13 protein-coding genes are annotated in these 15,820 nt (G+C 66.4%); 6 read left to right on the top strand and 7 right to left on the bottom strand.

From position 1 onward, the window contains the following. Positions 1–68 precede the first annotated feature (68 nt). The 4 genes from ACCQ15_RS17165 to ACCQ15_RS17150 all read left to right on the top strand — a co-directional run bounded on the left by ACCQ15_RS17165 (position 69) and on the right by ACCQ15_RS17150 (position 4,051). Positions 69–770: a response regulator transcription factor gene (locus tag ACCQ15_RS17165; protein WP_005912054.1), complete on the top strand. Its 702-nt coding sequence runs from the start codon at positions 69–71 to the stop codon at positions 768–770. Further along, positions 763–2,154 (top strand): sensor histidine kinase, encoded by a 1,392-nt coding sequence (locus tag ACCQ15_RS17160; RefSeq protein WP_029820232.1) that lies wholly within the window; start codon positions 763–765, stop codon positions 2,152–2,154. Before ACCQ15_RS17165 ends, ACCQ15_RS17160 begins: the two co-directional genes overlap by 8 nt. Continuing rightward, complete coding sequence (locus tag ACCQ15_RS17155; protein WP_218492862.1) at positions 2,154–3,203, top strand: ABC transporter substrate-binding protein; 1,050 nt, start codon at positions 2,154–2,156, stop codon at positions 3,201–3,203. Before ACCQ15_RS17160 ends, ACCQ15_RS17155 begins: the two co-directional genes overlap by 1 nt. A gap of 209 nt (positions 3,204–3,412) precedes the next feature. Beyond that, positions 3,413–4,051 (top strand): response regulator, encoded by a 639-nt coding sequence (locus ACCQ15_RS17150; RefSeq protein ID WP_003483405.1) that lies wholly within the window; start codon positions 3,413–3,415, stop codon positions 4,049–4,051. 224 nt (positions 4,052–4,275) lie between these two features. On the opposite strand, the gene ACCQ15_RS17145 is transcribed toward ACCQ15_RS17150, so the two are convergent. The 3 genes from ACCQ15_RS17145 to ACCQ15_RS17135 are packed head-to-tail and all read right to left on the bottom strand — an operon-like array spanning position 4,276 to position 6,288. After that, entirely contained in the window at positions 4,276–4,644 is a 369-nt protein-coding gene (locus tag ACCQ15_RS17145; RefSeq protein ID WP_136733951.1) for an Atu4866 domain-containing protein, read from the bottom strand. Between the two features lie 11 nt (positions 4,645–4,655). Beyond that, complete coding sequence (locus ACCQ15_RS17140) at positions 4,656–5,201, bottom strand: nuclear transport factor 2 family protein (protein WP_136733915.1); 546 nt, start codon at positions 5,199–5,201, stop codon at positions 4,656–4,658. Positions 5,202–5,217: 16 nt separating this feature from the next. After that, a complete protein-coding gene (locus tag ACCQ15_RS17135; protein WP_011348537.1) occupies positions 5,218–6,288 on the bottom strand; it encodes an aldo/keto reductase in 1,071 nt (356 codons plus the stop codon). A 249-nt stretch (positions 6,289–6,537) separates the two neighbouring features. Between ACCQ15_RS17135 and ACCQ15_RS17130 the strand changes: the two genes are divergently transcribed. Further along, complete coding sequence (locus tag ACCQ15_RS17130) at positions 6,538–7,440, top strand: LysR family transcriptional regulator (protein WP_005912048.1); 903 nt, start codon at positions 6,538–6,540, stop codon at positions 7,438–7,440. Here ACCQ15_RS17130 and ACCQ15_RS17125 read toward each other — a convergent pair. The 4 genes from ACCQ15_RS17125 to ACCQ15_RS17110 form a co-directional block, all read right to left on the bottom strand. Beyond that, positions 7,432–8,211 carry a substrate-binding domain-containing protein gene (locus tag ACCQ15_RS17125; protein WP_372380829.1) on the bottom strand — a complete coding sequence of 260 codons (780 nt, stop codon included), beginning with the start codon at positions 8,209–8,211 and terminating at the stop codon, positions 7,432–7,434. The two genes, ACCQ15_RS17130 and ACCQ15_RS17125, sit on opposite strands and share 9 nt — an antisense overlap. Then, positions 8,208–9,557 (bottom strand): MFS transporter, encoded by a 1,350-nt coding sequence (locus tag ACCQ15_RS17120; protein ID WP_014091012.1) that lies wholly within the window; start codon positions 9,555–9,557, stop codon positions 8,208–8,210. The genes ACCQ15_RS17125 and ACCQ15_RS17120 overlap by 4 nt, the downstream gene beginning before the upstream one ends. A gap of 307 nt (positions 9,558–9,864) precedes the next feature. Continuing rightward, positions 9,865–12,510 carry a hybrid sensor histidine kinase/response regulator gene (locus ACCQ15_RS17115; RefSeq protein ID WP_136733912.1) on the bottom strand — a complete coding sequence of 882 codons (2,646 nt, stop codon included), beginning with the start codon at positions 12,508–12,510 and terminating at the stop codon, positions 9,865–9,867. 331 nt (positions 12,511–12,841) lie between these two features. Further along, positions 12,842–14,014 (bottom strand): OprO/OprP family phosphate-selective porin, encoded by a 1,173-nt coding sequence (locus tag ACCQ15_RS17110; protein WP_029820225.1) that lies wholly within the window; start codon positions 14,012–14,014, stop codon positions 12,842–12,844. Positions 14,015–14,297: 283 nt separating this feature from the next. Between ACCQ15_RS17110 and ACCQ15_RS17105 the strand changes: the two genes are divergently transcribed. Then, positions 14,298–15,671: a dicarboxylate/amino acid:cation symporter gene (locus tag ACCQ15_RS17105; protein WP_003483384.1), complete on the top strand. Its 1,374-nt coding sequence runs from the start codon at positions 14,298–14,300 to the stop codon at positions 15,669–15,671. The last annotated feature ends 149 nt before the right edge of the window (positions 15,672–15,820 follow it).

The following is a 15,820-nucleotide window of genomic DNA, read 5'->3' as shown; positions in this document are numbered from 1 at the left end:
CTGTTACCTTCCGGCCGCGACCAACCGCTGTTCCGAATCCCCAATCCCTATTCACGAATCCCTGCCCCATGCGCCTTCTGCTAGTCGAAGACAATGCCGATCTCGCCGATGCCATCGTGCGGCGTATGCGCCGTAGCGGGCATGCGGTGGATTGGCAGGCCGATGGGTTGGCGGCGGCCAGCGTGCTGCGGTATCAGAGCTTCGATCTGGTGGTGCTGGACATCGGTCTGCCCAAACTCGATGGGCTGCGGGTGCTGGCCGGCATGCGCGAGCGGGGCGATACCACGCCGGTGCTGATGCTGACTGCGCGCGATGGCATCGAAGACCGCGTGCAGGCACTGGATGTCGGTGCGGACGATTACCTGGGCAAGCCGTTCGACTTTCGTGAGTTCGAAGCGCGTTGCCGCGTGTTGCTGCGGCGTAACCGGGGGCAGGCCAGCGAGGTGGTGCAGATCGGCGGATTCGTCTTCGACAATGCCGCGCACACGCTGCTGCTGGATGGCGTGCCGATCGAGTTGCCCAATCGCGAATATCGCCTGTTCGAGATCCTGATCGGACGGCTCGGACAGGTGGTTGGCAAGGACGAGATCGGCAACGGCTTGTTCGGCTTCGACGACGACGCCGGCCCCAATGCTATCGAGCTGTATGTCGGCCGGCTGCGGCGCAAGCTGGCCGCCGCGCCGTTGCGTATCGTCACCGTGCGCGGTGCCGGTTACAAACTCGAAGAAGCCGACCCGCATGCGCCGGTGGAGCCGGGCGCCGATGGCTGAGCCGCTGGTGGTGGCACCGTCGATCCGGCGCACCTTGCTGCTGTACCTGGGCAGCCTGTCGCTGCTGGGTGCAGTGGTGCTGTTCTTTGCCGCACGCGATTACGGCGAGCGGGCGGCCAATCGGTCCTACGATCACCTGCTGGTGTCCTCGGCGCTGTCGATCATCGACAGTGTGGCCTTGGTCGGCGGCGACTGGCAGGTGGATCTGCCGTATGCCTCGCTGGATCTGCTCGGCATGGCGCCGGAAGACCGCGTGTTCTATCGCGTGTTCGATGCGCAGGGCCGCACCATCACCGGCGAAGACACGCTGCCGCCGCCGCCGCGTGCGCCCCGCGACGAGCGGCCGCTGCTGTTCGATGCGCAGTACAGCGGCGAGCCGGTGCGCTTTGCGGTGGTGATGCATCGGGTGGCGTCGGCCTCGGGGCAGGGCGAGGTGCGCGTGCAGGTGGGCCAGACCCGGCGCGCACGCGATGCGGTGGCGCGCGATGTGGTGCTCAACGCCTTGGTGGCGATCGGCGTGCTGTCGCTGCTGGCGCTGGGCCTGGTGTGGCTGGGTGTCTACCGCGCGTTGCGGCCGCTGCAGCGCATCGAGCGCGATCTGTCGCGGCGCGAACCCTCCGACCTCAAGCCGCTGAACGTGCCGGCGCCGCAGGAAATGCAGTTGATGGTGACCGCGCTCAACCGGTTCATGGCGCGGCTATCGTCCAGCAACGAAACCCTGCGCGCCTTCATGGCCGAAGCCGCGCACCAGATGCGCACACCGCTGGCGGCCTTGCGCGCGCAGGCGCAGCTGGCGATGGACGACGACGACCCGCACGAGATGCAACGCAGCCTGGTGGCGATCGAGCGCAACGCCAGCCATATGAGCCGGCTGCTCAATCAGTTGCTCAGCGATGCCAGCGTGATCCACCGTGCCAACCTGCAGCGCTTTGCCACCGTGGATCTGGCCGATGTACTGCATCAGGCCCTGCACGAAGCGTTGCCGCGCAGCCCAGGCGCACCGCGCGTGCAGCTGGCGATCGACCCGAAACCGGCGCTGCTGCGCGGCGATGCCTTGCTGCTCCGCGAGGCGCTGAAAAACCTGATCGACAACGCCTGTAAATACGGTGCCGGTGCCGGTGCCCCGCTGCAGGTGGCGCTCACCAGCGACGGCAACCACCATGTGCTGACCATTGCCGATCATGGCCCGGGCATTCCGGCGGCCGAGGCCGAGCGTGTGTTCGAGCGTTTCGTGCGGGGGGCGGATGCGCCGGCCGGCGGCGCCGGGCTGGGGTTGGCCATCGTCAAGCGCGTGGTGGAAGCGCATGGCGGGCGCATCGATCTTTCCAACCGCATCGGTGGCGGCTTGATCGCCTCGCTGCATTTTCCCGGAGGAGACGCGTGATGCGGGCGATGTGGATGCTGCTGTTGCTGCTGGTCCATGGCCTGGCCTGCGCGGCGCCCGGCGATGTGCGGCGCTTTCCTGCACAGGGCCCGGTGCGTGTGCAGCTGCGCGTGCAGGGCTCCACCGACCTGGAAGTGTTCGGCGCAGTCATCCGGGATTACCAGCGGCTGCATCCGGGCACCGAGGTGATCTACGAAGACGTGATTGCCTGGGACATCTATGACCGTTATCTGCACCCAAGTCATGGCGCACCTGCTGCAGACATGCTGATCAGCGCCAGCATGGATCTGCAGACCAAACTGGTGAACGACGGCCACGCGTTGGCGCATCGCTCCGCACAGACCGAAGCCTTGCCGGCATGGGCGCAATGGCGCCATGAAGTGTTCGGCATCAGCTACGAGCCGGTGGCCATCGTCTACAACACGCGCAAGCTGGATGCCGCCCGCGTGCCGCGCACGCGCCGGCAGTTGCTGGCGTTGTTGCGCGCGCCCGATGCACCGCTGCGCGGCAAGGTCGGCACCTACGATGTCGAACGCAGCGGCGTGGGGTATCTGTTCGCGACCCAGGACGGCCAGGTGGGCAGTATCGCCGGCGCGCTGCTCGCGGCGCTGGGGGCCAACCGGGTGGTGTTGGAAGAGCGCACCGGCAGCCTGCTCGATCGGGTCAGCCGTGGCGAGCTCCTGCTGGCCTACAACGTGCTTGGCTCCTACGCGCAGGCCCGCATCGATGCGGGCGCGCCGCTGGGCATCGTGCAGCCGCAGGACTACACGCTGGTGGCGCTGCGCACGGCGGTGATCCCCAAGACGGCGCCGCATGCGCCGGAGGCGCGCCGGTTTCTCGACTACCTGCTTTCGCCGCGCGGCCAGCAGGTGCTGTCGCGCGAGGCGCGGCTGATGCCGATCCTGCCGGCCGCCGGTGGCCGCGGCGGTTCGGCGCAGCCACCGTTCCGCCCGATCCCGCTCGGCCCCGGTCTGCTGGTGTATCTGGACAAGCTCAAACGCCGCCAGTTCCTGGACGCCTGGCGGGCGAGCACGCAGCCGCCGCGTTAGAGCGTGTGATGCACGTTGAGATGGGATGCATTGGCCGTCAGCGGTGTGGAGCGGCCACCGATTGGCTTGCCTTGGCGCCAGCCAAGCCGGCGCCACGCAGCACCCGCTCCGTGCCGCTGACGGCCAACCCTCCGCTTCGCACTCACCTCAACGTACATGACACGCTCTAGTGCAAGGCATCGGCGGCGGCCCTGTGCCAGACTTGGCGCATGGCTGATCTCACCATTCTCGTCGCCGACGACCACCCGCTGTTCCGCGCCGCCGTCATCCACGTGCTGCAGCAGACCCTGCCGCAGGCCAACGTGGTGGAAGCCTCCAGCGCTGCCACCCTGAGTGCCATGCTGCGTTCGCATCCGCAGGCCGAGCTGGTGCTGCTGGATCTGGCCATGCCCGGTGCGCGCGGTTTTTCGGCGTTGTTGCACGTGCGTGGCGAACACCCGGACATTCCGGTGGTGGTGATCTCCTCCAACGATCATCCGCGTGTGATCCGGCGTGCGCAGCAGTTCGGCGCGGCCGGGTTCATTCCCAAATCCACGCCGGCCGAATCGATCGGCACCGCGGTGGCCAGCGTGCTGGAAGGCGGCACCTGGTTCCCGCCGATGACCGCCGAGCGTTCGGAGGCCGACGCACAACTGGCTTCCAAACTCGCCCAGCTCACCCCGCAACAGTTCCGTGTGCTGCTGAGCCTGGCCGATGGCCTGCTCAACAAGCAGATCGCGCACGAACTGGGCCTGGCCGAGAACACCGTCAAGGTGCACGTCACCGCGATCCTGAAAAAGCTCGACTGCTACAGCCGCACCCAGGCCGCGGTGCTGGTCAAGGCGCTGGAGCCGGAAGGCGAGGGCTGAGCTAGCCTGCGCGACGGGTGGCCGCGCATTGCCGTCTGCAGCCGGCATGACACATCCCGCAGAACGCTTGCAGGCATTGCGCCTGCGCATCAAGAGCGGCTGGCAAAACGCAGCGCGCAGTCGTCAGGTGAGCATGGACTGCGTACTCAGACCCTCAGTGCACGCGCAGCTACATGCGGCAGCGAGCACCAGCCGCATGGCGACTGCAGCAGTGTCTATTGGCTCTAGGCCGGCGGCTGCCGATAGAACACCATGCCGCCATGATGCAGCTCGTCGTCGGTGATGAAGCGGCCATCGGCGGTGAAGCCGGTGTCGTCCCAGTATTCGATGTGCGTGCCGGTGATTTCGTAACGGCCCTGGTAGGCGCTTTGGCGCGTGCCGCGGGCCTCGTCGTAGCGGCCGTTCGGCAGGAGTTCCTGCCGGATCCGTCCGTCGCCGGTGACCCACATGCCGAGATAGGGGTGTGCTTGCATCGGATGTCCTGGTTGCTGGGTCGCGATCGTGGCGGGTGCCGTGGGCGGTTGCGCAGCTGCCGCGAACGGGCAGGCGAGCGCCGAGCCGGCGCCCAGCGCCACCGCGATGGCGGCTTTCATCGGCCTGTCGCTCATGGGCTGGCCCTGCGTTGCATTTGGCTGCGACCGCGCTGCAGCACGGCGTCGTAGGCGGGCAGGTCCAGGAACGCGTTGACCTCGACCGCCTTGCCACCGGCCATCCGCATGATCCATGCGTAGCGATTGCGATAGCTGCCGCCATCGCGCAGCGTGGCCACGCCTTCCCACTGCACGATGACGTGCTCGCCATCGGCCCAGATGCGTTGCTGCACGGGCCGCAGTGGCGAGGCCAGGCGCTCGCTCAGCGGACGCACCGCGGCGTCGACCAACACCTCGCGACCACGCAAGGTGCCGGCGCTCGGACCGGAGCCTTCGATGGTCCACACCACCTCGGGCGACAGCAGCGTCTCGAAGATACCGCTGCCCCCGTTTCGCCACTGCGCAAAGGCCGCTTCGACGATGCGCTTGTTGCAGATGGGCACGAGTTGCTCTGCGCAGGTGTCTGTGGATGCAGCATCCTTGGATGTCGCGCCGGCATTGCCTGCGAACGCTGCGGCGACAAGCAGCGCTGCTGCCGTGATGGTTGGGAGTCTGGTCATGGCTGCTCCGTGGTGGTTAGGTGCGCAGCTGCACGTGATGGGTGCCGTAGATCAACTGCTGCGCCATCGGCCTGCCGATGAAGCGTTCGGGGAAGATCGGCGGCACTGCGCTGACCGCGTCCAGGCGCGCGACATGCGCGTCGCTGAGCACGATCTCCAGCGCGCCGAAGTTGTCTTCGGCCTGCTGCAAGGTGCGTGCGCCCATCACCGGCGACACGACGGCCGGGTTGCGCAAGGTCCAGGCCAGCGCCACCTGCGAGCGCGATGCGCCCAGTTCATCGGCGACCGCACCGACCACATCGGCGATCTCCAGCGCGCGTGCATTGAGATGCCCGGTCGAGGCGATCACGCCCTTGCGGCTGCTCGACACCTCTGCCGCATTGTCGTCGGTCAGATCGGCGCGGCTGTATTTGCCGGTGAGGATGCCACCGCCCAGCGGCGACCACGGCAACACGCCCAGGCCGAGTTCGCGCGCCATCGGCAGCAGCTCGTGTTCGACGCTGCGTTCGACCAGGCTGTACTCGATCTGCAGCGCCACCAACGGCGACCAGCCGCGCAGGTCGGCCAGGGTCTGCAATTGCGCCACGCGCCAGGCCGGCGTATTGCAGATGCCCAGATAAAGCACCTTGCCCGATTGCACCAGATGCTCCAGCCCGCGCATCACCTCGTCCGGTGCGGTGGTGAAGTCCCAGGCGTGCAGGTACAGCAGGTCGATCCGGTCGGTGGCAAGTTGGCGCAGGCTGGTTTCAACCGAGCGAATCAGGTTCAGGCGATGATTGCCGCCGGAATTGATGTTGTCCGCATCGCGCGCCATGGTGAATTTGGTGGCCAGCACGAAGCGTTCGCGTCGGTCCTTGATCAACTCGCCGAGGATGCGTTCGGAGCCGCCGTTGGTGTAGTTCACTGCGGTGTCGATGAAGTTGCCGCCGCGGTCGGCATAGGCGTCGAAGATGCGTTTGGCTTCGCCTGCATCTGCGCCCCAGCCCCAGGCTTCGCCGAAGGTCATGGTGCCCAGCGACAGGGGCGAGACGCGCAGGCCGGAGCGGCCGAGCAGGCGGTAGTGGTCCAGTGAGCGTGGCTGATGCATGCGTGATGTCTCCCGGTAGCGACGTGGTGCGTGTTGCCAGCCACTGTGCCGCGGCGCGGGGGGCGAGCGTGAGCCTGGTTATCCGGCATCCTTGCCTGATCGTCCGAATGGCCGCGGCTAGTCATGGCTGTTCCCCTGCCGATGCATGCACTGCGCCCGAATGCAGCGGCTCTCTTGGCGTCAGACGCAGCACCGCAGGCAAGCGTCTATGCTATGGCGACCGCCATCGAACACTGAAGCCGCGGCACCGTGACCATCAAATTCGACCTCAACGATCTGCAGGCATTCCGTGCGGTTGCCGAAAACGGCAGCTTTCGCCGCGCTGCCGAACGCATCCGCATCACGCAACCGGCACTCAGCCGCAGGATCGACAAGCTCGAGTCGGCGTTGAACGTCAAACTGTTCGAGCGCACCACGCGCAAGGTCACGCTCACCACCGTCGGCCAGGCGTTCATGCCGCAGGTCGAGCGCATGCTCGACGATCTGGACATGGCGCTGATGAGCATCGGCGATGCAGGGTCCAGCAGGATGGGCACGGTGACCGTGGCCTGCGTGCCGTCTGCGGCGTACTACTTCATGCCGCAGGCGATCCACGGGCTGCATCAGTTGTTTCCCAAGATCCGCATCCGGCTGTTCGACGGCAGCGCCAGTCATGTCAGCGCGGCAGTAGCCTCCGGCGAAGCGGATTTCGGGGTCAGCTTCAGCGGTAACCTGGCGCCGGAGGTGGAGTTCGAACCGTTGTTGCAGGAGCGCTATGTGATTGCCTGCCGCCAGGACCATCCGCTGTCCGGGCGCGCACAGGTCAGCTGGCAGGAGGCCTACGGTTACGACTACATCACGCTGGACAAGACATCGGGCAACCGGCTGGTGCTGGATCGGGCGCTGGCTGCATTCACGCCGGACAAGCCGAGCATCTGCGAGACCCGGCATGTCACCACGTTGCTGGGGTTGGTGGAGGCCGGCGTCGGTATTGCCGCCGTGCCGTCGATTGCCATGCCGTCCGGCCCGCATCCGGTGCTGGCGGCGGTGCCGCTGGTCGAACCGGAGGTGTCGCGCAACGTGGGGCTGCTGAAACGTCGCGGACGCACGCTGACACCGACCGCGCTGGAACTGGCGGAACTGGTGCGACGGATGCCCGCACGTTCAGGGTGACACCGGGTCCAGGCCGCTCGCGCGCGCCACCGCCTGCGCATTACCCGACTGCAGGTACGCAAGCAGGCGCTTGGCCGCCTCGGGATGCTCCGCGTTGACCGGAACGCCCGCCGCATAGCGCGTGATCGACTGCAGCGGTTCGGGGATCTTGCCGACAAACTCCACGCCTGCCACCGGAAGCAGCTCGGCCACCTGCTGAAAGCCGAGCTGATAGCTGCCATCGGCCACCACCGTGCCCACCGGGGTGCGCGGAATCTTCTTGCTCTTGGCCATCATCGGGCCTTCGATCTGCAACTTTTTGAATAGCGTGGTTTCGATGTAGACGCCGCTGGCGCTGTCGGAATAGGCCACCGAATCGGCGTGCAGCAGCGTCTGTTTGAAGTGCTCGACGCTGTCGATCTTGGGTTTGGGTGCACCGCTGCGCACCACCATGCCGATCCTGGAATCGGCCAGTTCCACCCGCGATGCCGGGTCGACCACGCCGGCATCGATCAGCTTCTGCAGCGCGCTGCCGACCATGATCACCACATCGGCATGCTCACCGCGTGCAAGCCGGTTGGGAATGGCTTGTGGCGTTTCGCCCATCGAAGGACCGAGCAGGGTGGTGACCTTCACCCCGGTCTGCTTGGTGTATTGCGGCGCCAGGCGATCGAAGGCGGCCGTGAAACCGCCGGAGGTCATCACGGTCAACTCCTGTGCGCCCGCCGCTGTGGACAGCAAAACCGTTGCAATGATCGCAGCCAACCATTTTTTCCACCTGCTCCGCATCATTTCGTCGCTCCTGCCGCAGCATCCAGGCCGGTCGCCGTCGCGGGATTGCCTTGGCGGCGATACAGAAACAGCGTGGCCCCCAGCGCGCACGCCGACGCGAAGACCAGCCAATAGCCGGGCGCCGCCTTGTCGCCGGTGACATGGATCAGCCAGGTGGAGATCACCGGCGTAAAACCGCCAAACACCGCGGTTGCCAGGCTGTAGGCGAGCGAGAATCCCGCAACCCGCACATGCGCCGGCATCCGTTCGGTGAGCGCCGGGATCATGGCGCCGTTGTAGAGGCCATAGATGAAGGACAGCCACAGCAGCGCCTGCAACATATGCGTAAAGCTCGGTGCGGCCGCAAGCAACGCGAGCACCGGATAGGCCGTCGCGATGCACACCACCGCCATGGTCACCAGCAGCGGCTTGCGGCCGAAGCGGTCGCTGAGCGCGCCGCCGATCGGCAGCCAGATGAAATTGGACACGCCCACCAGCAGCGTCACGATCAATGCATCGCCGGTGCTGAGTTTGAGCACGGTCTTGCCGAACGTCGGTGCGTACACGGTGATCAGATAGAACGCGGTCGTCGTCAGCGCGACCATCAAGCCGCCGGCAATCACGATGCCGGCATTGTTCGCCAGCCCGCGCATCACTTGCTTCATCGTGACCGGCTGCCGGCGCTGCGCAAATTCGGCAGTCTCTTCCAGGCTTCGCCGCAGCAAGAAGATGAAAGGGATGATGACGCAACCGATGCCGAACGGAATCCGCCAGCCCCATTGCGCCAGATCCTGCGGCGCCATCAGCTGGTTGAGCGCAAACCCGATCGCGGCCGCCGCGACGATGGCAAGCTGCTGGCTGGCCGATTGCCAACTGGCATAGAAGCCGCGCCGGCCCGGTGTCGCCATCTCGGCCAGATACACCGACACGCCGCCCATTTCCGCGCCGGCCGAAAAGCCCTGCAGCAAGCGCCCGAGCAGCACCAGGGCCGGGGCCCACAAGCCGATGCTGGCGTAGCCTGGCACCAGCACGATCAGCACGGTACCGCTGGCCATGATCGCCAAGGTGACGATCAGGCCTTTGCGGCGCCCGACATCGTCGATGTAGGCACCCAGGATCACCGCACCCAGCGGCCGCATCAGAAAGCCCGCGCCAAACACGGCGAAGGTCATCATCAGGGACGCGAATTCGTTGCTCGCCGGGAAGAAGGCCGCGGCGATCTGCGTTGCGTAAAAACCGAACAGGAAGAAGTCGAACTGCTCGAGGAAGTTGCCCGAGGTCACCCTCAGCACCATCCCGAGTTTGGACTGTTGCGTTGCCTCACCGCTGGAACTGTGCATAAATCGCCCTCCACGATAGGTATGCATGGACGTCTGACACCTGAGGCACTCGATTCTGGTCCAGATGGTCGATGTTGATAATTGCTGCTTTCTCATCGATTGATGCGCGTTGAACATCGGCCCGCGCGGCTGCAGTGCGCGACGCGCAGTACCCTCGCCACGATGCGCATGCCGCATTCGCCAGCGGCCGCTGGCGTTGCCGCCTGACCTGAAGGTCGATCCGTCCATGCCGTCGCCGCAGGTGCGCTGGCGGCCTGCCGATGTGCCGATTAGATTGGTGCGTGCGCTGCCGGTCTTGGGCGCGTGAGAGCAAGCAGGCAGCGCTGGCAGCGCGCTACCCGCGCCGCATCAACATCTGCGTCACCAGCGCACGCAAGGCAGGCGGACGGACCGGTTTGGACAAAAATCCCCAACCCAGATCCAGCGCATGCTCGCGCAGGACAGGGTCGGGTTCTGCGGTGACCAGGATCACCCGTGGCTCGCGTTGCCAGCGTTCCACCAACTGCGACAGCAGCATGGGGCCGTGGTGTGCGCCCATGCGCGCATCCAGCAGCAGCAGTTCCGGCACCTCCTCGGCATTGGCAGCGCTCAATGCCTCATCCGGGCCGCCGGCGAAATCCACGCGGCATTCCCAGCGTTCCAGCAGCGTGCGGGTGGCTTCGCACACCAATGGCTCATCGTCCACGCACCATACCCGGCAGCCGTGCAGGATGGGGTCGTTGCCGTGTTCGGCAGTGCTGGCCGCCGCTGGCAGTTGCCGAGCGATGGCGGTGCGATCGCCCAGCGGGACAGTCACCGAAAACACGCTGCCGGCGCCCAGGGTGGAACGCAGCCCGATGCGATGTCCGAGCAGACGGCCGATGCGCTCGACGATGGCCAGGCCCAGGCCTGCGCCGCGATCGTTGGCCACGCCGTCGTCCAGGCGGCGGAATTCTTCGAAGATTTCGTGTTGCAAGGCGTCGGGGATGCCGGGGCCCTGGTCGTGCACTTCGATACGCAGCCAGCCGCCACGGCGACGGCAGCCGATCAGCACGCGCCCGCGCGGCGTGTAGCGGATGGCGTTGGACAGAAAGTTCTGCAGGATGCGGCGCAGCAGGTTTTCATCGCTCAATACCACCGCCGAGGTCGGCACCGATTCCAGCACCAACCCGCGGTCTTCGGCCAGGATGCCGAAGTCGCGCGCCAGGGTGTCCAGCAAGGGCGCAAGCGCAAAGTCGCGCACCTGGGTCTTCAGGCTGCCCGCTTCCAGGCGCGAGATGTCGAGCAGGCTGTTGAGGATGGCGTCCTGCGCAGCCAGTGCACCGTCGATGTTGTCGACCACGCGTGCGCTGCCAGCCTCGCGCACTTGCCCGCGCAGCACCGAGACGAACATGCGCGCGGCGTTGAGGGGCTGCAGCAGGTCGTGCACCGCCGAGGCGACGAAGCGGGTCTTGTAGCGGTTGGCGCTTTCGGCTTCGCGCTTGGCCGCCGCCAGGTCGCGGGTGCGCTCGGCCACGCGGTGTTCCAGCGCGTCGGCCAGCGAACGCAGTTCGCGTGCGGCGTTCTTGTAGCTGGTGATGTCGGCGTAACTGGTGACAAAGCCGCCATCGGGCAGCGGATTGCCGCGGATTTCCAGCACGGTGCCGTCTTCTTTTTCGCTCTCGCGCATATGCGGCTTGCCGCTGCGTAAATGATTCAGGCGCCGCTCGATCGCCGCCTCGATCGGCCCCGGCCCCAGCAGGCCGCGGCGTGCATTGAAGCGGAACAGGTCTTCGATCGGTCGGCCGATCTTGAGCAGTTCCGGCGGGAACCGGAATAGCTCCACATAGCGCGAATTCCACGCCACCAGGTTGAGCGCCTCGTCGATCACCACCACGCCTTGCGGCAGATGTTCCAGGCTGCGGCTCAGGCCGGCATTGGCCTGCTGCGCGGCGGTCACCACGCCGTCCTGGGCCGTGCGCAGTTCTTCGGCGTGTTGCTGCAGCAAGGTTTCCAGTTCGTGCCGGCTGCGCTGGCGTAGCGCCGACAGCCGCCGCCGTTGCTGCACGAACAACCACAGCAGTGCCAAGGCCAGCCACGCGCCGGCGGCGGCAATCGCCGCGGCGCGGCCGGCAGCGGCGCTGGCGCGGGTGTCGTGCAGCAGATGCAGGCGCCAGCCGCTTTCGGGCACTTCCAGGGTCTGCCACAGCACCTGCGCACCGAGCGGCGGGTCGCGCACGTCGGCCAGCACGCCGCCGTACCCGGTCTGCTCGATCAGCCGGCGCCGCAGCGGCAGCAATTCCTGGTCGGCGTACTGGCGGGTGCTCTGCAGTTCGCGGCGATCGCGGTCGCTGAGCGGGGCCAGCACGCGGTAGCGCCACTCCGGCTGGCTGGCCAGAAACACCACATCGTGCGCGTCCGACGCCAGCACGATATCCGGGGTCTGCAGCCACTCGCGCTCCAGCGCAGCCAGCGCGATCTTGATCACCACCACGCCCTGCACCCGGCCGGCGCCATCGACAATGGCCTGCGACAGGAAGTAGCCTGGCTCGCTGGTGGTCATGCCGATGCCGTAGAAGCTGCCGCTGCCGGTGGCCAGCGCCTGCTGGTAATACGGACGGAAGGCGTAATCCACGCCCACGTTGCTCCGTGGCGCCCGCCAGTTGCTGGCGGCCAGTGCCACGCCGTCATGGTTGATCAAGGTCAGCGTGGACGACTGCGTGACATTGTTGGCGCGTTCGAGCTTGCGGTTGAGCGCATCCACCTGTGCCGGCGACAGCGGGCCGGACACGGCCGCGCGCAACTCCGGGTCCAGCGCCAGAATCTGCGGCAGCGTGCGATAGCGGTCCACGCGCTGCTGCAGCGCCTGCGCGTAGAGCCGCAGCTGGCGGCGCACGGTGGCGCTTTCATCGTGCAGCGCGCTCTGTTCGACGAAGTGCCCGGCCGCCACCATGGCCACCACCATCCCGCCCAGCACGATGGACAAGGTGAGCAGCAGGCGACGGCGTTGCGATGCGTACATGGGCGCAAGTATGCGGTCTGCTGCCGGATCGCGTAGCCATCAGCGCGTAACGGCCAACAAGAAACGGTTGCGCTCAACTCCAGACAGACGCAGCCGGCGCTCGGTGCCGCATGTGCCACGCGTCGACGACGGTTCCGGGCGCTCGGCCCGCAGTTGCCTGGCCGCTGCTCGCGATCTGTGTCAGCCGCTCATCGCACGCTGAGCAAGCGCCGAATACGACAACGGCCGCACCCGGGATGGATGCGGCCGTGTCGAATGCCTGTGGCGGTGCGGTTCCGGCGGCGCGTCGGCGAACCGGCGCGCGGCCATGACTGCTTTTGCTCAGTGCAGCTTAGAACTGCACCTGCGCACGCAGTTCCATCACGTGCGGGGTTTCATGCACGCCATTGCGCGAGGAATCCACCCAGCTGTAGTTGGCCTGGAACTTGAAGTGGCTGGTGAGGTACCAGTTGGCGCCGATGGTGGTGTCGTGCTGACGGCCGCCATGCACATTGTTGTCTTCCAGGTTCAGGCGGCTGTAGCGGGCGGTCAGCTCGACCGCGCCGTAGTCGTGCGACGGCTTGATGTTGCCCGGCACGCCGCCGGCATAGCTGCGCGATTCGCCGGTCAGCGTCCAGGTGCCGTAGACGTACTGGCCCTGGGCGATGAAGTGCGGCTGGTTCGCGTTGCGCGCCACTTCGGCACGCAGGGCTTCGCTCTGCAGCGAGAACGGGCCATGGATCCAGACCGCTTCCAGGCCGGTGCGGATCACATGGTCCACATCGAGGATGGTGCCGGTATCGATCAGGCGCACATCGGTCAGGCCGGCTTCCGGGCGCGCACGCAGGCGCACACGCGGGCTGAACGACACGCCGCGGCCGTCGCTGTAACCGCGCGGGTTTTCGATCGAGCCGGCGATGCCCAGGTGCAGCACGTCGCCTTCGGCCTTCATCGGGGTCCATGCCGCGTGCACGGCCTGGGTGGTGCCCGGGTTGTCGCCCTGCAGATCCTTGCCGCCGTACGCGCCGGCCTGCAGCAGGTACTGCTGACGTTCCAGCGTCCATTCCGCGCCGGTACGGCGCCCCTGGAACACCGCCTGGATCGGCAGGCCCAGTTCCATGAAGCTGCCCGCACGCGAGCTCTGCACCGCTTCCAGGCCCACCGGCACCTTCATGTAGCCCAGGCGCACGCGGCCGTAATCCTGGCCGAACAGGGCCTTGGTCTCGAACCGGTAGAACACGTCCAGCCACAGCTTGGACTCGAAGTCGTAGTACACCATGGCGTCGTAGACGCCCTTCTTCTTGATGGTGGCGCCGAATTCCTTGCGGCGGAAGTCGTTGCGGTCTTCCAGGCGGTCGTCGCCGGAGAAGTTGTTGTCGTCGTAGGCGTAGTTGCCGGTCAGGCCAAGCTCGGTGCCGTCACCGAAGGTGTACTTGGTCGGCCAGTTGTCGATCGAGGTGGCTGCATTGGCAGCGGCGGGGACGATGGCAGCAGCCAACGCCAGGACAAGCAGATTGAGGCGCATAGGTATGGTCTTCGGCAATGAAAAGGGGCCGGGCGTCCTGCCATGGCGGTCGCAATGAATGTCTTCAGCAAGCGCGCAGGGTCCGGACGACGGCAGCACAGAAACGGTGTCTGCGTTAAACGGAATTAACGGCCGGCGGCGGCGCGGCTGAAGTGTAAGCCCACGTTCAGCCGCTGGACATGGGGTAGTACCAATGGGCTATCGGCCGGGGCTGTGACGTGCGGCCAGAATGCGTGCAACGGGTGCCTGCTCGGCACCCTCTCTCGTCTCTCGGAGTGGTGTCATGCACATCAGCAAGCCTGCCGGCCCCCTGCCGGCATCCGTCCCCTTCTATCGCCAACTGTATTTTCAGGTGGTGGTGGCGATCGTTCTCGGTGCCCTGCTGGGCCATTTCGAGCCCGCCTTCGCCGAAAGCCTCAAGCCGCTGGGCGACGCGTTCATCAAGCTGGTGAAGATGATCATCGCCCCGGTGATCTTTCTGACCATCGTCACCGGCATCGCCGGCATGACTCATCTCAAGACGGTGGGCCGGGTGTTCGGCAAGGCGATGGCCTACTTCCTGTTCTTTTCCACCTTGGCCCTGGTGGTCGGTTTGGTGGTCGCTCATGTGGTGCAGCCCGGCGCCGGCATGAACATCAATCCGGCCGATCTGGACCAGAGTGCGGTCAAGAGCTACGTCGAGAAGTCGCATGACCTGACCCTGGTCGGCTTCCTGATGGACATCATCCCCAACTCGCTGATCGGCGCGTTCACCGGCGATCAGGTCGTCAACGGCAAGCTGACCGGGCCGAACATCCTGCAGGTGCTGTTCGTGGCGGTGCTGTTCGGCGTGTCGCTGGCGCTGGTGGGCGAGCGCGGCAAGCCGGTGCTGAACCTGCTGGAAGCGCTGATCGCCCCGGTGTTCAAGCTGGTACACATCCTGATGCGTGCCGCCCCGATCGGTGCCTTCGGCGCCATCGCCTTCACCATCGGCAAGTACGGCGTGGAGTCGCTGGTCAACCTGGCCTGGCTGGTGGGTTCGTTTTATCTGACATCCCTGCTGTTCGTGCTGGTGATCCTGGGGCTGGTGAGCCGGCTGTGCGGGTTTTCGGTCCTCAAGCTGATCCGCTACCTGAAGGCCGAGCTGCTGCTGGTGCTGGGCACGTCCTCGTCGGAGTCGGCTTTGCCGTCGCTGATGGAGAAGATGGAAAAGGCCGGTTGCGAGAAGTCGGTGGTGGGTCTGGTGGTGCCAACCGGGTACTCGTTCAATCTGGACGGCACCAACATCTACATGACGCTGGCGGCGCTGTTCATCGCCCAGGCCACCAATACCGAACTGACCCTGGGCCATCAGATCGCACTGCTGGCCGTGGCGATGCTCAGCTCCAAGGGAGCGGCCGGCGTCACCGGTGCCGGCTTCATCACCCTGGCCGCCACGCTGGCCGTGGTGCCTGAAGTGCCGGTGGCCGGCATGGCGCTGATTCTGGGCGTGGACCGTTTCATGAGCGAATGCCGCTCGCTGACCAACTTCATCGGCAACGCGGTGGCCACCGTGGTGGTCTCGCGCTGGGAAAACGCCCTGGACCGCGACCGGCTCAAGCTGGTGCTGGACGGCGGCGAACCGCCGCTGCTGGCCCCGGTCGGCCAACCCGGCGTGGCACCTGCCAGCCTGCGTTGATGCTTCCTACGGCCCTGTCTTCCGTCGGTGTTAGCGACGGGATGCAGGGCCGTTCTTGTTTGGCCTCCACGCCGGCTGCGCTGCGCGCCACGCCGCATCCGTGATTTCCCTGCCGCGCTGACAGCTGCGCGACAGGCCCTTGTTCAGGC

This window comes from Xanthomonas sp. NCPPB 1754 (assembly GCF_041475725.2).
Taxonomy (GTDB): Bacteria; Pseudomonadota; Gammaproteobacteria; order Xanthomonadales; family Xanthomonadaceae; genus Xanthomonas; species Xanthomonas euvesicatoria.
Note: the sequence above shows the minus strand (reverse complement) of the source record. Positions and strands in the feature narration are given on the sequence as shown.

What these genes read in the sequence shown, in the direction of transcription:
- ACCQ15_RS17140 (WP_136733915.1), bottom strand. Translation starts at nt 5,201, where the DNA reads ATGACCAGACTCCCAACCATCACGGCAGCAGCGCTGCTTGTCGCCGCA.
- ACCQ15_RS17165 (WP_005912054.1), top strand. Translation starts at nt 69, where the DNA reads ATGCGCCTTCTGCTAGTCGAAGACAATGCCGATCTCGCCGATGCCATC.
- ACCQ15_RS17125 (WP_372380829.1), bottom strand. Translation starts at nt 8,211, where the DNA reads ATGATGCGGAGCAGGTGGAAAAAATGGTTGGCTGCGATCATTGCAACG.
- ACCQ15_RS17120 (WP_014091012.1), bottom strand. Translation starts at nt 9,557, where the DNA reads ATGCATACCTATCGTGGAGGGCGATTTATGCACAGTTCCAGCGGTGAG.
- ACCQ15_RS17155 (WP_218492862.1), top strand. Translation starts at nt 2,154, where the DNA reads ATGCGGGCGATGTGGATGCTGCTGTTGCTGCTGGTCCATGGCCTGGCC.
- ACCQ15_RS17145 (WP_136733951.1), bottom strand. Translation starts at nt 4,644, where the DNA reads ATGAAAGCCGCCATCGCGGTGGCGCTGGGCGCCGGCTCGGCGCTCGCC.
- ACCQ15_RS17135 (WP_011348537.1), bottom strand. Translation starts at nt 6,288, where the DNA reads ATGCATCAGCCACGCTCACTGGACCACTACCGCCTGCTCGGCCGCTCC.
- ACCQ15_RS17110 (WP_029820225.1), bottom strand. Translation starts at nt 14,014, where the DNA reads ATGCGCCTCAATCTGCTTGTCCTGGCGTTGGCTGCTGCCATCGTCCCC.
- ACCQ15_RS17105 (WP_003483384.1), top strand. Translation starts at nt 14,298, where the DNA reads ATGCACATCAGCAAGCCTGCCGGCCCCCTGCCGGCATCCGTCCCCTTC.
- ACCQ15_RS17160 (WP_029820232.1), top strand. Translation starts at nt 763, where the DNA reads ATGGCTGAGCCGCTGGTGGTGGCACCGTCGATCCGGCGCACCTTGCTG.
- ACCQ15_RS17115 (WP_136733912.1), bottom strand. Translation starts at nt 12,510, where the DNA reads ATGTACGCATCGCAACGCCGTCGCCTGCTGCTCACCTTGTCCATCGTG.
- ACCQ15_RS17150 (WP_003483405.1), top strand. Translation starts at nt 3,413, where the DNA reads ATGGCTGATCTCACCATTCTCGTCGCCGACGACCACCCGCTGTTCCGC.